Annotated in this window: 16 protein-coding genes and 1 riboswitch; of the genes, 7 read left to right on the forward strand and 9 right to left on the reverse strand. The window is 72.1% G+C overall.

Translation table 11 applies throughout. From position 1 onward, the window contains the following. The first annotated feature begins 347 nt into the window (after positions 1–347). Positions 348–527, forward strand: a riboswitch (cyclic di-AMP (ydaO/yuaA leader). A gap of 6 nt (positions 528–533) precedes the next feature. After that, entirely contained in the window at positions 534–1,715 is a 1,182-nt protein-coding gene (locus tag GUY60_RS18855; protein ID WP_161699340.1) for a C40 family peptidase, read from the forward strand. A 70-nt stretch (positions 1,716–1,785) separates the two neighbouring features. Here GUY60_RS18855 and GUY60_RS18860 read toward each other — a convergent pair whose 3' ends face one another. Next, positions 1,786–2,139: a hypothetical protein gene (locus GUY60_RS18860; protein ID WP_161699342.1), complete on the reverse strand. Its 354-nt coding sequence runs from the start codon at positions 2,137–2,139 to the stop codon at positions 1,786–1,788. Between the two features lie 328 nt (positions 2,140–2,467). On the opposite strand from GUY60_RS18860, the gene GUY60_RS18865 reads away from it, so the two are divergent. Continuing rightward, positions 2,468–3,517 (forward strand): C40 family peptidase, encoded by a 1,050-nt coding sequence (locus GUY60_RS18865; protein ID WP_161699344.1) that lies wholly within the window; start codon positions 2,468–2,470, stop codon positions 3,515–3,517. A gap of 105 nt (positions 3,518–3,622) precedes the next feature. Here the strand turns inward: GUY60_RS18865 and GUY60_RS18870 are convergent, their stop codons facing one another. Continuing rightward, a complete protein-coding gene (locus GUY60_RS18870; protein ID WP_161699346.1) occupies positions 3,623–4,201 on the reverse strand; it encodes a GNAT family N-acetyltransferase in 579 nt (192 codons plus the stop codon). A 216-nt stretch (positions 4,202–4,417) separates the two neighbouring features. Here GUY60_RS18870 and GUY60_RS18875 point away from each other — a divergent pair, with 216 nt between their 5' ends. Continuing rightward, positions 4,418–5,059, forward strand: a complete 642-nt coding sequence (locus GUY60_RS18875) for a hypothetical protein (RefSeq protein WP_161699347.1) — start codon at positions 4,418–4,420, stop codon at positions 5,057–5,059. 24 nt (positions 5,060–5,083) lie between these two features. On the opposite strand, the gene GUY60_RS18880 is transcribed toward GUY60_RS18875, so the two are convergent. Then, positions 5,084–5,791, reverse strand: a complete 708-nt coding sequence (locus GUY60_RS18880) for a LuxR C-terminal-related transcriptional regulator (RefSeq protein ID WP_161699349.1) — start codon at positions 5,789–5,791, stop codon at positions 5,084–5,086. Next, positions 5,788–7,089 (reverse strand): ATP-binding protein, encoded by a 1,302-nt coding sequence (locus tag GUY60_RS18885; RefSeq protein ID WP_161699351.1) that lies wholly within the window; start codon positions 7,087–7,089, stop codon positions 5,788–5,790. The genes GUY60_RS18880 and GUY60_RS18885 overlap by 4 nt, the downstream gene beginning before the upstream one ends. A gap of 210 nt (positions 7,090–7,299) precedes the next feature. Between GUY60_RS18885 and GUY60_RS18890 the strand changes: the two genes are divergently transcribed. Further along, positions 7,300–8,601 (forward strand): PspC domain-containing protein, encoded by a 1,302-nt coding sequence (locus tag GUY60_RS18890; RefSeq protein WP_161699353.1) that lies wholly within the window; start codon positions 7,300–7,302, stop codon positions 8,599–8,601. Positions 8,602–8,699: 98 nt separating this feature from the next. Continuing rightward, positions 8,700–8,963 carry a hypothetical protein gene (locus GUY60_RS18895; RefSeq protein WP_161699355.1) on the forward strand — a complete coding sequence of 88 codons (264 nt, stop codon included), beginning with the start codon at positions 8,700–8,702 and terminating at the stop codon, positions 8,961–8,963. On the opposite strand, the gene GUY60_RS18900 is transcribed toward GUY60_RS18895, so the two are convergent. From GUY60_RS18900 to GUY60_RS18915, 4 genes are all read right to left on the reverse strand, one after another. Further along, complete coding sequence (locus GUY60_RS18900; RefSeq protein ID WP_246235242.1) at positions 8,870–9,376, reverse strand: DoxX family membrane protein; 507 nt, start codon at positions 9,374–9,376, stop codon at positions 8,870–8,872. The two genes, GUY60_RS18895 and GUY60_RS18900, sit on opposite strands and share 94 nt — an antisense overlap. Positions 9,377–9,492: 116 nt before the next feature. Further along, the gene (locus GUY60_RS18905) at positions 9,493–10,758 is read right to left on the reverse strand and encodes a hypothetical protein (protein ID WP_161699359.1); all 1,266 of its coding nucleotides are present in this window, start codon (positions 10,756–10,758) and stop codon (positions 9,493–9,495) included. A 109-nt stretch (positions 10,759–10,867) separates the two neighbouring features. After that, entirely contained in the window at positions 10,868–11,722 is an 855-nt protein-coding gene (locus GUY60_RS18910) for a hypothetical protein (RefSeq protein ID WP_161699361.1), read from the reverse strand. A gap of 172 nt (positions 11,723–11,894) precedes the next feature. Beyond that, positions 11,895–12,680 carry a class II aldolase/adducin family protein gene (locus GUY60_RS18915; protein WP_161699363.1) on the reverse strand — a complete coding sequence of 262 codons (786 nt, stop codon included), beginning with the start codon at positions 12,678–12,680 and terminating at the stop codon, positions 11,895–11,897. 196 nt (positions 12,681–12,876) lie between these two features. Here GUY60_RS18915 and GUY60_RS18920 point away from each other — a divergent pair, with 196 nt between their 5' ends. Further along, positions 12,877–14,268, forward strand: a complete 1,392-nt coding sequence (locus tag GUY60_RS18920; RefSeq protein WP_312866343.1) for an FG-GAP and VCBS repeat-containing protein — start codon at positions 12,877–12,879, stop codon at positions 14,266–14,268. Positions 14,269–14,333: 65 nt separating this feature from the next. Continuing rightward, positions 14,334–14,813 carry a pyridoxamine 5'-phosphate oxidase family protein gene (locus GUY60_RS18925; protein ID WP_161699366.1) on the forward strand — a complete coding sequence of 160 codons (480 nt, stop codon included), beginning with the start codon at positions 14,334–14,336 and terminating at the stop codon, positions 14,811–14,813. Between the two features lie 36 nt (positions 14,814–14,849). Here GUY60_RS18925 and guaA read toward each other — a convergent pair whose 3' ends face one another. Beyond that, on the reverse strand, positions 14,850–16,427 hold the full coding sequence (gene guaA, locus GUY60_RS18930; RefSeq protein WP_161699368.1) for a glutamine-hydrolyzing GMP synthase: 1,578 nt from the start codon (positions 16,425–16,427) through the stop codon (positions 14,850–14,852). Positions 16,428–16,838: the final 411 nt, after the last annotated feature.

Raw genomic sequence — 16,838 nt, forward strand, 5'->3', positions numbered from 1 at the left:
TCCCTGGGCGGGGGCGCGTCGAAGCGCCCGCCGAAGAGGTCGTCCGGAACCTCCTCCGGAGCGGGCTCCTCGGGGGGCGGCGGGGGCCCGTGATCCTTGGGCTGCAGGTCCGCCAGGAAGCTGTCGTCAAAGAGGCTGCTCATCGCCTACCGAGTCTAGGCGGCCGCACTGACAGCCCGTCCCCGGTTCCCCGAGCCCGGTCCGCGAACGTGTCCGCACGCTCACACAGCGCGAAAGTCACGAAAATGTATCGGGCATATCGAACACCAACCTTCACAGCAACCACACGAGTTGGCTAGCGTGCTCCGCGGGCTGCTCGTCCCCCACCGGCGAACCACGCCGGGAGCGGGCGGCCTGCGCCGAGTCCGGTGCGCCCACGCGGCAACTCCGGAGCCGGGGACCCACCTTGATCCTTGGGGTGAATCGGTCCCGTACAAGTGCACAACGTACGAGACCGTAGGGCAGCCCTTCCGAACCATCCGCCCGAACCCGACAGCTAACCCGGTAGGCGGCATACGGAAGGAGCGCCTCCTTTGGCGTCGCACCGCAAGCCGCGGTCCAGGTCCGGTCTCATGCGTACCTCCCAGGCCGTCGGCATCACCACCGCCGCTCTCACCTCCGTCGCCCTGCTCTCGCAGACCGCGGGCGCCGCTCCGGCCGAGCCGAAGCCCTCGCTCGAAGAGGTCCAGAAGAAGGTCGACGACCTCTACCGTCAGGCCGGCGTCGCCACCCAGAAGTACAACGCCGCGAAGGAGAGCGCCGACCAGCAGCGCGGCGAGGTCGACGGGCTCCTCGACCAGGTGGCCAAGCGCACCGACAAGCTCAACGACGCGCGCCGCGAGCTGGGTTCGCTCGCCGCGGCCCAGTACCGCAACGGCAGCACCTCCGAGACCGCGAGCCTGCTGCTCGCCGACGACCCGCAGCAGATGTTCGACCAGCGGCAGCTGATGAGCCGCCTCGGCGACCGGCAGCAGCGGGCCGTCGAGGACTACGAGTCGCTGCAGCGCGAGGCCAACGACAAGCGCGGCGAGGCGCAGAAGAGTCTGGAGACGCTCACCGAGTCGCAGTCCGAGCTGCGGGACAGCAAGAAGGCCGTCCAGGCCAAGCTCTCCGAAGCGCGCGAACTCCTGTCGAAGCTGACCGCCGAGGAGAAGGCGCGGCTCGCCGAGATCGAGCGCCGGAAGGAGGCCGCGGCCAAGCGCAAGGCCGAGGAACTGGCCCGCCAGCAGGCCGAGGAGGAGCGCCGGCGCGAGGCCGAGGAGGCCGCGCGGCAGGAGCAGGAGGACCAGGAGTCGGGCACCGGCGACGGCTCCGACTCGGGTTCGGACAGCGGTACGGGGTCGGGCTCGGGCGACACCTCGTACGCGGCCAAGGCGGAGAAGGTCATCGCCTTCGCGGAGGCGCAGATCGGCAAGCCGTACGTGTGGGGCGCCGTCGGGCCCGACTCGTACGACTGCTCCGGGCTCACGCAGGACGCCTGGAAGACCGCCGGGATCTCGCTGCCGCGCACCACCTGGGACCAGGTGAAGGTCGGCACCACGGTCAAGACGGCCGACGCCGAGCCGGGTGACCTGGTGTTCTTCTACGACGACATCAGCCATGTCGGCATCTACATCGGCGGCGGCAAGATGATCCACGCGCCGAAGCCGGGCGCCAATGTGCGTACCGAGTCGATCTACTACATGCCGATCCACAGCGTGGTGCGGCCGGCGTAGCCGACGGGGAACGACGAAGGGCCCGGACCGCCGCAGCGGTCCGGGCCCTTCTGCCCGTTCGGGGCGGCGCTCACGTCCAGAGCGTCGCGATGAAGATGTTCACGGTGGTGAGCGCGCCCACCGCCACGAACATCCCCTTGTCGACCTTCTCCTCGTCGCGCTTCACGTACACGAGGCCGAGGACCACGATCAGCACGGCGAGCTTCACGCCGATCTTGATGTTGTTCACGGTCTGGTCGTCGGCCTGGTTGAGGCCGACCAGGGCCACGCCCGTGATCAGCATCGTCAGGGCGCCGTGCAGCATCGCGGGGGTGAATCGCGCCGTACCCTCGCCCATCGCCTTCATCTGGGTCAGGAACCCACCGAGGAGCGAGGCGATGCCGATGATGTGCAGGGCGACGAACACATTGATGAGTACGTCCATGAGCCGGAGCCTAGCCGGGGGCATACCAGCACTCGACAGCCAGGTCACCCCGGACGGGCGCAACGGTCACAGCTACCCCACAAGCAGACAGGTCACCCCGGCACGCGCGATCAGTTGCGGTCAACCAGCCACTCCCCGCGACCAGTTGCGCACATTCCGTCACCGGTCCGTTACGGAGAGGCTTAGCGTCCTTCCCCAGGTGACCGGCGCACTCCTCGCCGCCCCCGCCCCGTAGGGCGGCAAGCCGGTCACCTCCGCCGAGAAGACGTCCGGCGGCGGTCCGCTCCCCGAGCGGGTCGCCGCCGGACGCGTGAGGGAAGTGGATCCGTTGGCCGCGCACCGAAAACCCAGGCACCGTTCGCTCAGTGGCCATACGGCCCGTACCGCCGCCACCCTGGCCCTCGCCACAGCGGCCACCGGTACGGCCCTCGAAGGCACCGGCCACGCGGAGCCGCAGCTCACCACGGCCCAGGTGAAGGCCGAGGTCGACCGGCTCTACCACGAGGCGGAGGTCGCCACCGAGAAGTACAACGGCGTACGCGAACGGGCCGAGGCCGCCGAGGAGCGGGTCGACGAACTGCAGGACGAGGCGGCCCGCAGGACCGAGCGGCTCAACTCGGCCCGTACCGGGCTCGGTTCGGCCGCGACCGCGCAGTACCGCACCAGCGGCATCGCCCCCGGCCTGCAGCTCGCCCTCGACTCCGACCCGGAGAACTACCTGGAGCGGGCCCTGCTCGCGGACCGCGCGGGCAGCCGCCAGGCCGTCGTCATCGAGCGCGTCGAGGGGCAACTGCGCGCACTCGACGGGCTGCGCGCCGCCGCCGACCGCAAGAGCGGCGAACTCCGCGCGCACCGGGCCCGGTTACGGGACCACAAGAAGGACATCAACCGGAAACTCGACTCCGCGAAGCGCCTCCTCGACCGGCTCACCGCCGCCGAGCGCGCGCGGATCACCGACGGCATGCACGGCGGCTCCGCTTCCGGGCGCGTCTCACGTGACCTGCCGCGCGGCCCCGTCAAGGCGCCCACCGCGCGCGCCGCCCAGGCCGTCGCGTACGCGTACGACGCGATCGGCAGCCCCTACGTATGGGGCGCCACCGGGCCCGACTCCTTCGACTGCTCCGGCCTCACCCAGGCCGCGTACCGCGCGGCGGGCGTCTCCCTGCCCCGTACGACCTATACGCAGATCAACGCCGGGCAGCGGGTCTCGCGCTCCGAACTCGCCCCCGGTGACCTGGTGTTCTTCTACTCGGGCATCAGCCATGTGGGGCTCTACGTGGGCAACGGCAAGATGATCCACGCCCCCAACCCGAACGCGCCGGTCCGGATCGCCCCGGTGGACTCCATGCCGTTCTCGGGCGCCACGCGCGTGGTGTGATTCCGGTCTGATTCCCGGCCGGGCCTGGTTGCTCACGGTTGCTGACGGCTGCTTCCGTACGAGCCCGGCTGACTCGGTACGAGCCCGGCTTCCGTACGAGCCCGGTTACTGGTCCGTGGGCCTGAGGTCGCCCAGCGGGAGCCACATCTTCACGTCGTCGACGCGCTCCTCGCCCACCGCGATACCGCCGGGCAGCCTGCCCCATTCGCGGAAGCCGAGCCTTCCGTACAGCTCCATCGCCGAGTGGTTGTTGCCCCGCACCCCGAGGGTCAGCAGCTCCAGGCCCACGGAGCGCGCCTGTCCGACGAGGCCGGACACCAGGCGCTGGCCGAGGCCCAGGCCGCGGGCCGCCGGATGCGTCATCAACTGCCGCAACTCACCGCTGTGCCGGTACGTCGACACCGCGCCGCGGCGTTGCCACAGGCCGCATCCCGCGACCCGGCCCTCGACCGTGGCCACGGCGAAACCCGCGTCACCGGCCCGCACATCGGCGAGCACGGCACCGAGCCAGGCGTCCGTCTCGTCCCGGGGCGGCGGGGCGACATAGCCGATCGCGCCGCCGTCCGCGGTGACGTCGCCTATCAACCGGTGGATCCCGACCTGGAGTTGAGCCTCCTCCTCGGTCGGCCAGACGAGGGCGAGCTTCGGACGGGTCCTGGCGGGGGCACCGGAGGAGATGTTCATGGTCAGCCATGCTAGGGCGCCGCGCCGACGTTTTCCGCGTCGTCCACAGGCGCGGTCCGGGTACGTTCCGGATGCCGTCCGGGTGCGGTCCGGGTGCGGGGAGTTACCCACAACCAGGGCCGCTCACAACGGAGTTGTCCACAGGCCAGGTGCCCAGCAGGCCGAGTTATCCACAGGTCGAGCGAGCGGGAACAGGCGTGCGGTAATTTCGCCGCCATGCCCCGCCCTCCACTGCCACCACCTCCGCCTCCGCCGCATCTGCGCACCTGGCCGAACCGGGACGCACTGCTCCATGACCGCTCCGGCGCCCTGGAGTTGCTGCGCCGCCGCAGCCTGGGCCTGGCCCAGCTCGGCCAGTTGTGGCTGCTGTGCCTGCTCGCGTTGTTCGGCTGGTCGGCGGTCGCCGGTGGCGTCCAGATGGGTTCGGCGGGCTTCCCCGACCTCGTCGCGGGCGTCCTGGTCGCGGTGATCGGCCTCGCGATCATGGCGCCCGCGGTGATCTTCACGGTCCTGTGGTCACGAAGACACCGGCGCGTACGCGAACTCCTCGACGCCTGGCTCGTGTTGGACCGCCAACCGGCCGTGGACGACCGGCTCCGCGCCCCCGGCCTCAGCCTCACCTGGCTCCTGCTGTCGTTCGCCCTGTGCGCGCTCGGGATCTGGAGTTCTTACGGAGCCGCGGCGGCGGCCTCCGGCTCTGACGCCCTGTTCACCGCATGGCTCGGCATCGGCGGCGGAGTGATCCTCTGGACGACCGGGCTCCTGGGCATCCGCAAGGCCGTCACACACCGAAAGCTGATCCTGTCCCGCCTCGGCGACGGCCAACGCTCCGCACCCGCCGCGCGCCCGACGCCCTAGAGGTACCGGCCGCGCGGTGCGGGGTCAGACCAGGCGTCTGGCCGTCGCCCACCGGGTCAGCTCGTGCCGGTTGGAGAGCTGCAACTTCCGCAGCACCGCCGACACATGGGACTCCACCGTCTTCACCGAGATGAACAGCTGCTTCGCGATCTCCTTGTACGCGTACCCCCTGGCGATCAGCCGCAGCACTTCACGCTCCCGCTGGGTGAGGCGGTCCAGGTCCTCGTCGACCGGCGGGGCGTCCGTCGACGCGAAGGCGTCCAGGACGAAACCGGCGAGCCGCGGCGAGAACACCGCGTCGCCCTCCTGCACCCGGAAGACGGAGTCGACCAGGTCGGTACCGGTGATCGTCTTCGTCACGTACCCCCGCGCGCCGCCGCGGATCACGCCGATCACGTCCTCGGCCGCGTCGGAGACCGACAGGGCCAGGAACCGCACCGGGTTCTCGGCGTCCGCCATCAGGGCCGCGCTGCGCCGCAGCACCTCGACGCCGCCTCCGCCGGGCAGATGCACGTCGAGCAGCACCACTTCGGGACGGGTGGCCGCGATGACCGTGACCGCCTGCTCCACGTCGGCGGCCTCACCGACGACCTCGACCCCGGTGATCTCCGTACGGCCGATCTCCGCCTGGACCCCGGTGCGGAACATCCGGTGGTCGTCGACGAGGACGACCCGCACCCGGCGCGCGCCGGACTCGGCCTCGCCCTGCGTCTGTTCGGTCGCGTCACTCATTCCGTGGCCGCCCTCTCCATCTCCAGCTCGACTTCCGTGCCGCCGTCCGGCACCGCTCGCAACCGCGCCGTGCCGCCGTTGCGCTGCATCCTGCCGATGATCGATTCTCGTACGCCCATCCGGTCCGCGGGCACCGCGTCCAGGTCGAACCCAGGGCCGCGGTCACGCACCGAGACGAAGACCGTTCTGCCCTCCACCTCGGCGAAGACCTGCACGGCACCGCCGTCGCCACCGTACTTGGCGGCGTTCACCATCGCTTCCCGCGCTGCCTGGAGTTGGGCGGTGAGCCGGTCGTCCAGCGGGCAGTCGCCGACGACGACCACCTCGATGGGCACCCCGTGCTTGTCCTCGATCTCGGCGGCCGCCGCACGGACCGCGTCCGCGAGGTTCTCCGGCTCGTCGGAGGCGTCCTTGCCGGTGCCCTCCGGCTTGTACAGCCAGGTGCGCAGGTCGCGTTCCTGGGCGCGGGCGAGTCTGCGGACCTCGCTCGCGCTCTCCGCGTTGCGCTGGATCAGGGTCAGGGTGTGCAGCACCGAGTCATGGACGTGCGCGGCGACTTCGGCCCGCTCCTGGGCGCGGATACGCATCAGCCGTTCCTCGGAGAGGTCCTGCGTCATGCGGACGAGATAGGGGCCGGCGAGCAGGGCGATGCCGACCAGGACGGCGAGGGCCGCCTGCAGCACGGAGCCGAGATCCTCGATGGAACCCTGCAGCACGAAGATCCCGGTGACCCCGGCACCGACGAGGGCCACACCGGCGCCGGAGCGGGCGAGGTTCAGGGTGCGTCTGCGGCGGCCGACCTCCATCCAGCGGGCCCGACGGGCGTTGTCCGCCTGCCGCCAGACCAGGGCCACACCGGCGGCCATGAGGAGCGTGGGCCACAGATAGACCTTGGCGGGGCCGCTCAGGTCGACACTGCCGACGAAGACCATCGCGACGACGACCATGGCGAGCAGCGCGATCAACTGCCCCTTGTCGATCTTGCGGACGACCAGTCTGCGGCGGCCGTCCGGCCCGGTCTCGGTGGTCACGACATGCTGCCGCTCGGCACCGGCCGCCACCCCGCCGTTGACCCCGCCCACGCCGAGCGGGACGAAGAACCAGAAGGCGGCGTAGAGGAGAGCACCGAGGCCGTTGGCGAGGAAGAGGCCGACGAAGACCAGGCGCACCCAGATGACGGGCAGCCCGAGATGGCCCGCGAGCCCCCGCGCCACCCCACCCAGCCAACGGCCTTCACCGCTGCGGTAGAGCTTGCGCAGCGGCTTCGGGTCCTCGGTGACGGGGGCGGTGGCTGGCATGCCATCGATATTCACACGGTGCGGAGCCGATGACATCAGGGTCTGTCCCCTAGACGTCCCTGATCTCCGCCGCACGAGCCGGCTCGGGGCGGCCCACGTCCGGTCGGGTCCGCGCCGGGCCGGACCCCAGTCGTCTCCGGGTCGGATATCAGGGTCCGACCAGGGTTGTCCCGCCTGCCGAAGCGGCCCTCGGGCCGTCACGATGGACGCATGAACGAGTCAGACATCGCCGAGCCGCGCCCCCCGCAGGGGCTCCGCCGTGAGCGCGCCCACCGCATGCTCGGGGGCGTCTGCTCAGGGCTCGGCCGGCGCTGCGACCTGGACCCGGTGATCTTCCGTATCGGCCTGGCCGTGCTGGCCGTGACCGGCGGCCTCGGGCTGATCTTCTACGGCTTCGCGTGGCTGCTACTGCCCCTCGACGGCAAGGAGGAGACCGAGGGACGCAGACTCCTCACCGGTCGGGTGTCCGGCGCGGGTCTCACGGCACTGCTCTGCGCGCTCGTCGGCTGCGGCCTGTTCCTCTCCATGCTGAACAACGGCGGGGTGCTGGCCTTCGCCGCGGTGCTCGCGCTGCTGCTCGCGGGCGCCGGGTACTGGTCGCAGGCGCGCGCCGCCACCACCCCCGACCCGGTCACCGCCCAGACGGTCGCGGACGCACCCCCCGAGGCGAAGGCTCCGCCGGTCGCGGGGCCCCCGTCGTGGTGGCGGGACGGACTCCTCAAGGACGGTGCGTACGACGGCGGCGCCGAATACTTCTGGGGGCCGCGGGATCTCAAGGGCGTCGAGTTCACGATGGCGTCCGGCTCGTTCCGGCACGGCCGGGAGCGGCTCACGGAACCCGAGGCGGAGGTCAAGCCGAAGCCGCGCGGGCCCCGTTGGATCGGCGGCTGGGTCTTCCTGCTCGCCCTGCTCGCCGGAGGGCTCGGGACCGGTCTGGTGTGGAGCGGCCACGGCGCCGACGGCTCACTCGGGCTGAGTCTGCAGGCGGGGCTCGCCTGCGCGCTCGCCGTGCTCGGCCTGGGCATCGCGGTGAGCGCGTTCCTCGGGCGTACGGGCGGGGGATCGATCGTGCTCGCGGTCCTCACGGCCGTCCTGCTCACGGCCGCGGCCGCACTGCCGGAGAACATCAATACGCACTGGATGCGCACGGAATGGCGCCCCACGGACATCGCCAAGGTGCGGCCGGTGTACGAAGTGGGCTCGGGCGTCGGCACCCTCGACCTGGGCGGCGTCGACCTGCGCAAGGGGCAGACCCTCAGCACAGCCGCGGAGGTCGGTGCGGGCCGGGCGGTGGTGGTCGTGCCGAAGGACGCGACGGTGCAACTGCGCGCCGAGGTGGGCGTCGGCGACATCCGGCTGCCGGACGAGCCCTCCGGGGACGTGGACATCGCCCCCGGCCAGGAGAGTACGGACACGCTCGTCCCACCCCCCGGTACCAAGGAGGGCGGCACGCTCATCCTGAGGATCCAAGTCGGCGTCGGCCAGGTGGAGGTGACCCGTGCACCGTCCTGACCCGACCGGCCGCACGGCACCCACGCGGCCCCCGGTCCCGTACGCACCCCACAGTCACGCAGGCCACAGGCACGCACCCCCCACCGAAGGAGGCAGTCATGCTGCGGCACGAGTTCCAGCCGGGAAAACTGGTCGCGGGTGTCGTGCTCGCGGCGGCGGGCGTCGCCTATGCGGGCGACGCGACGCGGTCCTGGCAGGTCGAGTGGTTCTTGGCGATCCCGCTGATCTGCGGCGGACTGTTCCTCGCGGCCGTGGCCGCCGCGGTGGGTTACGGAATCCGGCGGCGCCGCTCCCGCAGCAGCGCGTCCGCGGAGAAGGTGGGGGCGCCGGCGAGCACCAACGGCAGCCAGGCCATCAAGTAGGCGAGGTCATTGCCGTAGTAGTAGGGCTCGACCGCCCAGCTCATGGTCAGCCACAGACTCAGCGAGATGAACGCGCCGCCGAGCGCGGCGAGTCGGGTGAGCAGGCCGAGCAACGTGCCGAGTCCGACGGCCAGTTCACCGATGGCGATGGCGTAGCCGAAGCCGAGCGGGCTCTTGAGGGCCAGGTCGACCAGAGCGGGGATGGCCGACGAGTCGCGTACGCCCTGCATGGTCTCGGCGATGGAACCGGCGCCGGACGCGGACATGAACGTGGAGTCGGTTATTTTGTCGAGCCCGGCGTAGATGAAGGTGACGCCGAGGAAGATCCGCAGCGGCAGCAGCGCGTGCCGGGCCAGGGTCGCCCGCAGCCCGCCCCGGCCGTCCGCGCGCTCGATGTACGGGTCATTCCGCATGCTGTGCGCCATGGTGCCCGCCGCCTCTCATTGATCCGCCGACAGACCATACGTACGGCAGTTGGGCGCGGCTCACCAGTACCCGGTGTCGAATGGATCGTTCCGGGGGCGTCGGGTCAGTCGGTCACTTCGACCGTGCGGCGGTTGCTCTCCAGCCCCGGCGCCGTGATGACCTGCACGTCCACCGGACCGGCGGCAAGATCCACAGGTACCGGAACGGTGAGTACCGAGTCTGTGGGATTGGTGAAGCCACCGGGCACGGGCACCAGCGGGACATGGACGTGGACGGGTCCGAAGCGGACGACGACGCGGGCGAGCCGTTCCGGTGTACCGGCACCGGGGGGCACGAATCCGGCGCCGCGGATCTCGATGTCGTCGCCGGTGCGGATCGGGGCGTCCAGATCGCCGGGCTCGCGGGCGCGTACCACCGAGTGGATCACGGGCCGCCCGCCTTCGGAACACTTGCCCGCCACGTACACGGCGGCCGAGACGAGGACCAACAGGGCGAGCCCCCAGGGGAGTTGGGGCAGTCGGCCGGGGTCGCGGGCGAGACGGACCGCGGTGAAGGCGACGGCGCCCGCGGTGACCAAGACGTACTGGGCGTCGGCGAAGCTGCCCCGCCCCGCGTCGTCGGTGACCAGGTCGGCGGCGCGCGGCCGGTCGGCCGGTACCTTCTGCAGCGCCTGGGCGTGCACGCGCACGACGACGAGTCGGCGCACCAGGACGGCGACCGAGGACACCGCGGCGACGACGGCCACGAGGGCGGCGGCCGGGCCGAGTTCGAGCCCGGCGAGGAGGCGGGCGCGGGCGTGCGGCGTACCGGCGAGGGCGAGGGTGCCGGTCAGCAGGAGCACGGCGAAGCCGGTGAGGAACAGCCAGGCGGCGGCGACGGCACGCGAGGTGGAGAACCGGTTGTCCTCGCCGATCAGGGGCGCGAGCACGCCGCCGCGCGCCCGGTGCGCACGGCCGACGGCGAGGAGGGCGGCGCCGGTGAGGGCGGCGGCGAGCGTTCCGGCCCAGTACGCGACGGTCCAGGCCGAGCCGATCGCGGTGAGCGCCTGGACGAGCAGGAACACGGCACCGGCCGCGCCGACGGCCACCGGAGTGCGGCGCTCCACCCGCCGGAGCCGGGCGCTGCTCTCGGCGCGACCGCGCGCGGTGACGACGGCGGCCGACTGGGTCAGCGCGTCGGAGGCCCACTGCCGGGACGCCCCGGCGGAGTGGGCGAGCGCGGCGGGTACGCCCTCGCCGGACGCCAAGGCCTCGCGTACGGCGAGGAATTCGGCGACGGCGCGCCGGTGTCCGGCGCGCGCCCCGTGCGGGCAGTCGCCACAGGCGCAGCCGCCGTCGTGCGCCCCCTGCTCGGTCACTTGCACAGCCACACGCGCTCCCCGGTCCTGCGGTCCGCTCGACGGTCCGTTGACCGGCAAGTCCCTTGGAATGATGGGGGATTGTGTCGCACCGCAAGGGCGCCCAGGGCTCGATCTCAGGTCAGAGCGGGTGAGGCTGATGGCGCGAGGTTGACGCGGGCGCCGACGGAGCGGCGCCAGGCAGGCCTGCGGCGCCCTCGCCACGTACGCCGGGCAGACCTGCATCGCCCCCGCCACGTACGCCCGGCAGACCTGCATCGCCCCCGCCGAGCGCGTCGGACAGACCCGCCGCACCCGGCCCGTGCGCGCCGAGCGCGCCCAGTGCCCAGGCCATGTGGGGCGGCGCGCAGGCGAGGAGGACCGGGGTGCGGCCGTCCCGGCACTCCGCGACCCACCACCTTTCGGGGATCCGCGGCGGGTCCTCGCGGGTCGCCGTGCGCACCCGCTCGACGCGCAGGTCCTGCGGTACTTCGCGGCAGGCGAAGACCCCGGTCGGGTCGGGCGTCGCGGCGAGCCGACCGCGCGCGGCGAGCAGATGGTCGCAGCCGCGCCCGGCGTACGGCACGGCCCCGCAGCGCCCGCCCGGGAACACCTGCTCGCGGGCGGGCGGCCGGGCCCGTACGGACACGGTGGCCGCGCGGGCGGGGGCGAAGACGGGGCGGATGCCGCGCATCGTCACGGTCAGGGTCCCGTCCGGCCGACGCACCGTCAGTTCGCGGCGGGTACCGCGCCCGGTGCTGGTCACGGCGTCCTCGACCACGGCGGGCGTCCACCGCACGCAGTCGGACGCGCCCCGCGGATCGCCCATACCGCACGGGCGCGCGGCGCGGTACTCCGCGTCGGCCGCCAGGGCGCGGGGTGCGGCGACCCCGAGGGCGTACCCGGAACCGAGCAGCGCGAGCGCGCCGAACAGCAGGCGGACGACGGCACGGACCGGCGCGCGCTGGTGCGGGCACGCCTGACCTGAAGAACTCACGCGTGAAGGACTCACGCGGCGCTCCCCCACCGCCGACCACCGCACGCCGGGCCGAAAGCCCTGACCCGCACGGCCGAAAGCCCGTACCCGTACCCGGACCGAGGTCCCGAAGCGGTCAGCGAACGGCGAACAACGAACGGCGAACAGCTACCAGCCAGCAGCGAACTACGAACTACGACAACAGATCCGGCTCCCCGCGGCTGATGTCCTGCCACAGCGGCTGGTAGTTGATCCACGCCACCAGATCCGTGCCGAGCTGCTCGCGCAGGGCGACCGCGTCCTTGTGGCCGATGAGTACCGGACGGCCCGCCGCGCGCGCCTCCAACTGCACCTGGCAGGAGCGTTCCATCGAGATGAACCACCAGGCGGCCGCGTCGACGGACTCGCCGACGGTGAGCAGTCCGTGGTTGCGCAGCACGGCCGCCTTGCGGTCGCCGAGCGCGGCCGCGATCCGGCGACCCTCGTCCGCGTCGACGGCGGCGAGCGTCGCGGCGTCGTACAGCGCGTGGTCCTCGTAGAACGCGCAGGACTCCTGGGTGATCGGTTCGAGCAGCTCGCCGAGCGCGGACAGGGCGCGGCCGCGCAGCGAGTGGCAGTGGGCGACGGCGACCACGTCGGGCCGGGCGGCGTGCACCTGGGCGTGCACGGTGATCGCGGCCTGGTTGACGTGGCAGCGCCCGTCGAGCACCTGACCGTCGGAGTCGACCAGGATCAGGTCGCTGACGGTGACGTGCTTGAAGGGCATGCCGAAGGGGTTCACCCAGAAGCAGTCGGTGAACTCCGGGTCCCGCGCGGTGATATGGCCGGACACTCCGTCCTCGTACCCGAACCTGCCGAACAGACGCAGAGCGCCGGCCAGCCGTTCCTTGCGGTGCCTGCGCTCGTCCTCGACGGACTCGTGCACGGGCGGCAGGGCGAACTGCAGCTGGTCGACCGGTATCGGCGTGGGCGCGGGCATGTCGTCCCTCCATTCCTGGTGTACGGGGCGGAAGTTACCGTCGGGCAACCGAAGTGACCAGGGGCGTCCTGTGAAGAGAGTGCGCAGTCACGCGTCGCGGACGGTCACCCGGCCGCGTTCGGACAGCCGCCGCGCACAACCGTGCGGGCCCCTCGGCAGTCTGCCTGGGCAGACCACTCGCTTCACAGGAGGAACCGTGCGCCACCGCCCCCACACCCTGGCCGCCGGCTGCGCCCTGGCCGCCGGCTGCGCCCTGGCCGCCGCGCTGCTGACCGCACCGCTCGCCCTCGCCGCCCCCGCCACGGCGGCGGCCCCGGCCCCCGTCGGGGCGCCGCCGAAGGCGGACTTCGACCGCGACGGCCGCACCGATGTCGTGTCCGCCGCGCCCGCGTCCACGGTCGACGGCCAGGAACGCGCCGGGTACGTGTCGGTGGTGTACGGCGCGAGCGGCCGTCACCAGACGCTCACCTCGGCCACGCCGGAGGCGGGCCAGGCCTTCGGCGGAGACAGTGCCGCCCGCGACCTCGACGGCGACGGCTATACGGACCTGGCGGTCCAGGACCGGTCCACGGTGGTGGTCCACTGGGGTTCGGCCACGGGCCTCTCGGCGCAGGCCACGCCGCTGCCCGCGTCGGTCCGGGCGGGCGGGTTCCCGCTCACCGAGGGCGACTTCGACGGCGACGGCCACGCCGACCTGGTCGCCACCGACTCCGACCCGGACGCGGAGTGGGGCGAACTGCGCGTGCTGTACGGCCCGTTCGACCGCGACGGCGCGCCCGCGCGCAGCGCCGGTCTGTCCACCGGCCGCACCTTCGAGCCGACCGGCATGGTCGCGGGCGACATCACCGGTGACGGCAGGGACGACCTGGTGACGACGCACGCCTTCGAGGAGATGTCGGAGTCCACGCAGTTCTGGGCGGGCACCGCGAGCGGCCTCTCGGCCACCGCCAAGTCCCTGCCCGACGCGGCGTCGGCGGCCATCGGCGACGTCGACAAGGACGGCCGCGGCGACCTGGTGATCCGTACCGTGCCCGGCGACGTGGTGGAGAACCTGCCGTACGACGCGGGCACCATCAAGGTCCTGTACGGCACCGCGTCCGGCCCCTCGACGAGCCGCACCACGACCCTCACGCAGAACTCCGCGGGCGTGCCCGGCGCGAGCGAGGAGGGCGACCAGTTCGGGTACGACCTGGCGGCGGGCGACAGCAATGGCGACGGGTACGCGGACATCGCGGCCGGGGTGCCGTACGAGGACCTGGCGGGCGCGGCGGGCGGCGGCAAGGACGCGGGTTCCGTGATCCTCCTCAAGGGCGGCCCCTCGGGCCTGACCGGCACCGGAGCCAAGGCCTTCCACCAGGACACGGCGGGCGTCCCCGGCGTCGCGGAGGCGGGCGACCGCTTCGGCTCCTCGGTGGCGCTGCCCGCGGGCCTCGGCCTGGTGGCGGGCGCCCCCACCGAGGACACCGCCGCGGGTACGTCCTCCGGCGCGGCCTGGCTGCGCCTCGGCATCTCGGGTACGTACGCGGTCAACCCGGGCGACCTCCAGGCACCGGCCGCGGGCGCGGAGTTCGGCACGTACCTGCGCTGAGGAAACCACCGAACGCGCCGGGATACCCGACAGGGGGTGTCGGATATCCCGGCAACACTGAACGCATGACGTTCAACTGGGAAGCCTTCGCGGCCGCGGAACCCGAACTCGCGCGGACCGTCGAGGACCGCTTCGGCATGTTCACGCACCATGTCCTCGCAACGCTCCGCAAGGACGGCTCGCCGCGCACCACGGGCCTCGAAGTCCGGTTCCTGCACGGCGAGTTGTGGCTCGGCATGATGCCGCACTCGCTCAAGGCGGCGGACCTGCGCCGCGATCCACGGTTCGCGCTGCAGGCCAACCCGGGCGCCGGGCAGGAGATGGGCGGCGGCGACGTGCGCGTCGCGGGCCGCGCCGTCGAGGTCCACGACCCGGTCGAGCGCGCCCGCTACACGGAACAGGTGGAACCGCCGGACCCGGACGCCTTCCACCTGTTCCGGGTGGAACTGACCGAAGTGGTACGGACGTTCATCGAGGACGGCAAGTACCTGGCCGTACAGATCTGGAAACCCGGAGAGCCCCTCCGTACCGCCAGGCGGACGTGAGGGGCTCTCGGCAATGGCCTTAAAGGACCGGGGAGGTCACTCCCACTCGATGGTGCCCGGCGGCTTGCTCGTGACGTCGAGGACGACCCGGTTCACATCGGCCACCTCGTTGGTGATCCGCGTGGAGATCTTCGCGAGCACGTCGTACGGCATCCGCGTCCAGTCCGCCGTCATGGCGTCCTCGGACGAGACCGGGCGCAGCACGATCGGGTGGCCGTAGGTGCGGCCGTCGCCCTGCACGCCCACCGAGCGGACATCGGCGAGGAGCACGACCGGGCACTGCCAGATCTCGCTGTCGAGGCCGGCGGCGGTGAGCTCCTCGCGGGCGATGGCGTCGGCCTCGCGCAGCAGGTCGAGCCGGTCCTTGGTGACGTCGCCGACGATCCGGATACCCAGGCCGGGGCCGGGGAAGGGCTGGCGCTGCACGATCTCGGCGGGCAGCCCGAGTTCCTGCCCGACCATGCGGACCTCGTCCTTGAACAGCTGGCGCAGCGGCTCGACGAGCTCGAACTCGATGTCGTCGGGGAGCCCGCCGACGTTGTGGTGCGACTTGATGTTCGCCGTGCCGGTGCCGCCGCCGGACTCGACGATGTCCGGGTAGAGCGTGCCCTGCACGAGGAACGCGACCTCGGGGCCGTCCTCCTGGAGGATCTCCAGCTGGGCCTGCTCGAAGACGCGGATGAACTCACGGCCGATGATCTTGCGCTTGGTCTCCGGGTCGGAGTGCCCGGCAAGGGCGTTCAGGAACCGCTCGCTGGCGTCGACGACCTTCAGGTTCGCGCCGGTCGCGGCCACGAAGTCCTTCTCGACCTGCTCGGTCTCGCCCTTGCGCATCAGACCGTGGTCCACGTACACGCAGGTCAGCTGGGAGCCGATGGCCTTCTGCACGAGGGCCGCGGCCACCGCGGAGTCGACGCCGCCGGAGAGGCCGCAGATGGCGCGCTTGTCGCCGACCTGGGCGCGGATCGCCTCGACCTGCTCGTCGATGACGCTGCCGGTGGTCCAGTTCGGCTCGATGCCGGCGCCGCGGTACAGGAAGTGCTCGAGCACCTGCTGACCGTGCGTGGAGTGCAGCACCTCGGGGTGGTACTGCACGCCGTACAGCTTCTTCTCGTCGTTCTCGAAGGCCGCGACCGGGACCACGTCGGTGGACGCGGTGACGGCGAAGCCCTCAGGGGCGGCGGAGCAGGCGTCGCCGTGCGACATCCACACCGACTGCTCGGCGGGCGTGCCCTCGAAGAGCGTGGAGCCGGCCTTGGAGACGGTCAGTCCGGTACGGCCGTACTCACGGGCGCCGTTGTCGTCGACAGTGCCGCCGAGGGTGGTGGCCATGAGCTGGAAGCCGTAGCACATGCCGAAGACGGGGACGCCGGCCTCGAACAGCGCGCGGTCGAGGCTGGGCGCGCCCTCGGCGTACACCGACGAGGGGCCGCCGGAGAGGATGATCGCGGCGGGGTTCTTGGCGAGCATCTCGGCGACCGGCATGGTGCTCGGCACGATCTCGCTGTAGACCCGGGCCTCCCGCACGCGGCGGGCGATCAGCTGGGCGTACTGCGCGCCGAAGTCGACGACCAGGACGGTGTCGGGGGCGGCAGCTGACGAAGGTGAAGACACTGCTGGCACTGCGGCGGCCTTCCGGCGGTGGGGAGGGGGGTCTCTACTTGTCGATTCTAACGGCGCGCGGGAGTGCCTCTTCGTCTCACCATCCGAAGGCGTCTCAGCATCCGAACCCCGGCCGTGGCCGCCTTGACCGGGCACGCGCGCGTGGGGCCATACTGTCCCCGTGAACAAGCACCCCCTCGCGTACTTCGCGTTTACCTATGGCACCCGGCCCACCGGCTGCCATGGTCGAGCTGCTTGATCCACTGAAGCGACTTCCCAGGCGCCCCGGGCCGACAAGGCCCGGGGCGTCTGTCGTTTCCGGGGCCTTGTCCCTCCGGGGCACACACCGAGACACCAGAACCGGAGCCCCGACCATGACGACCACCACTGCCACCATCGCCACCCCCGCGCAGACCGCCACCC

This window comes from Streptomyces boluensis (assembly GCF_009908195.1).
GTDB classification, from domain to species: domain Bacteria; phylum Actinomycetota; class Actinomycetes; order Streptomycetales; family Streptomycetaceae; genus Streptomyces; species Streptomyces boluensis.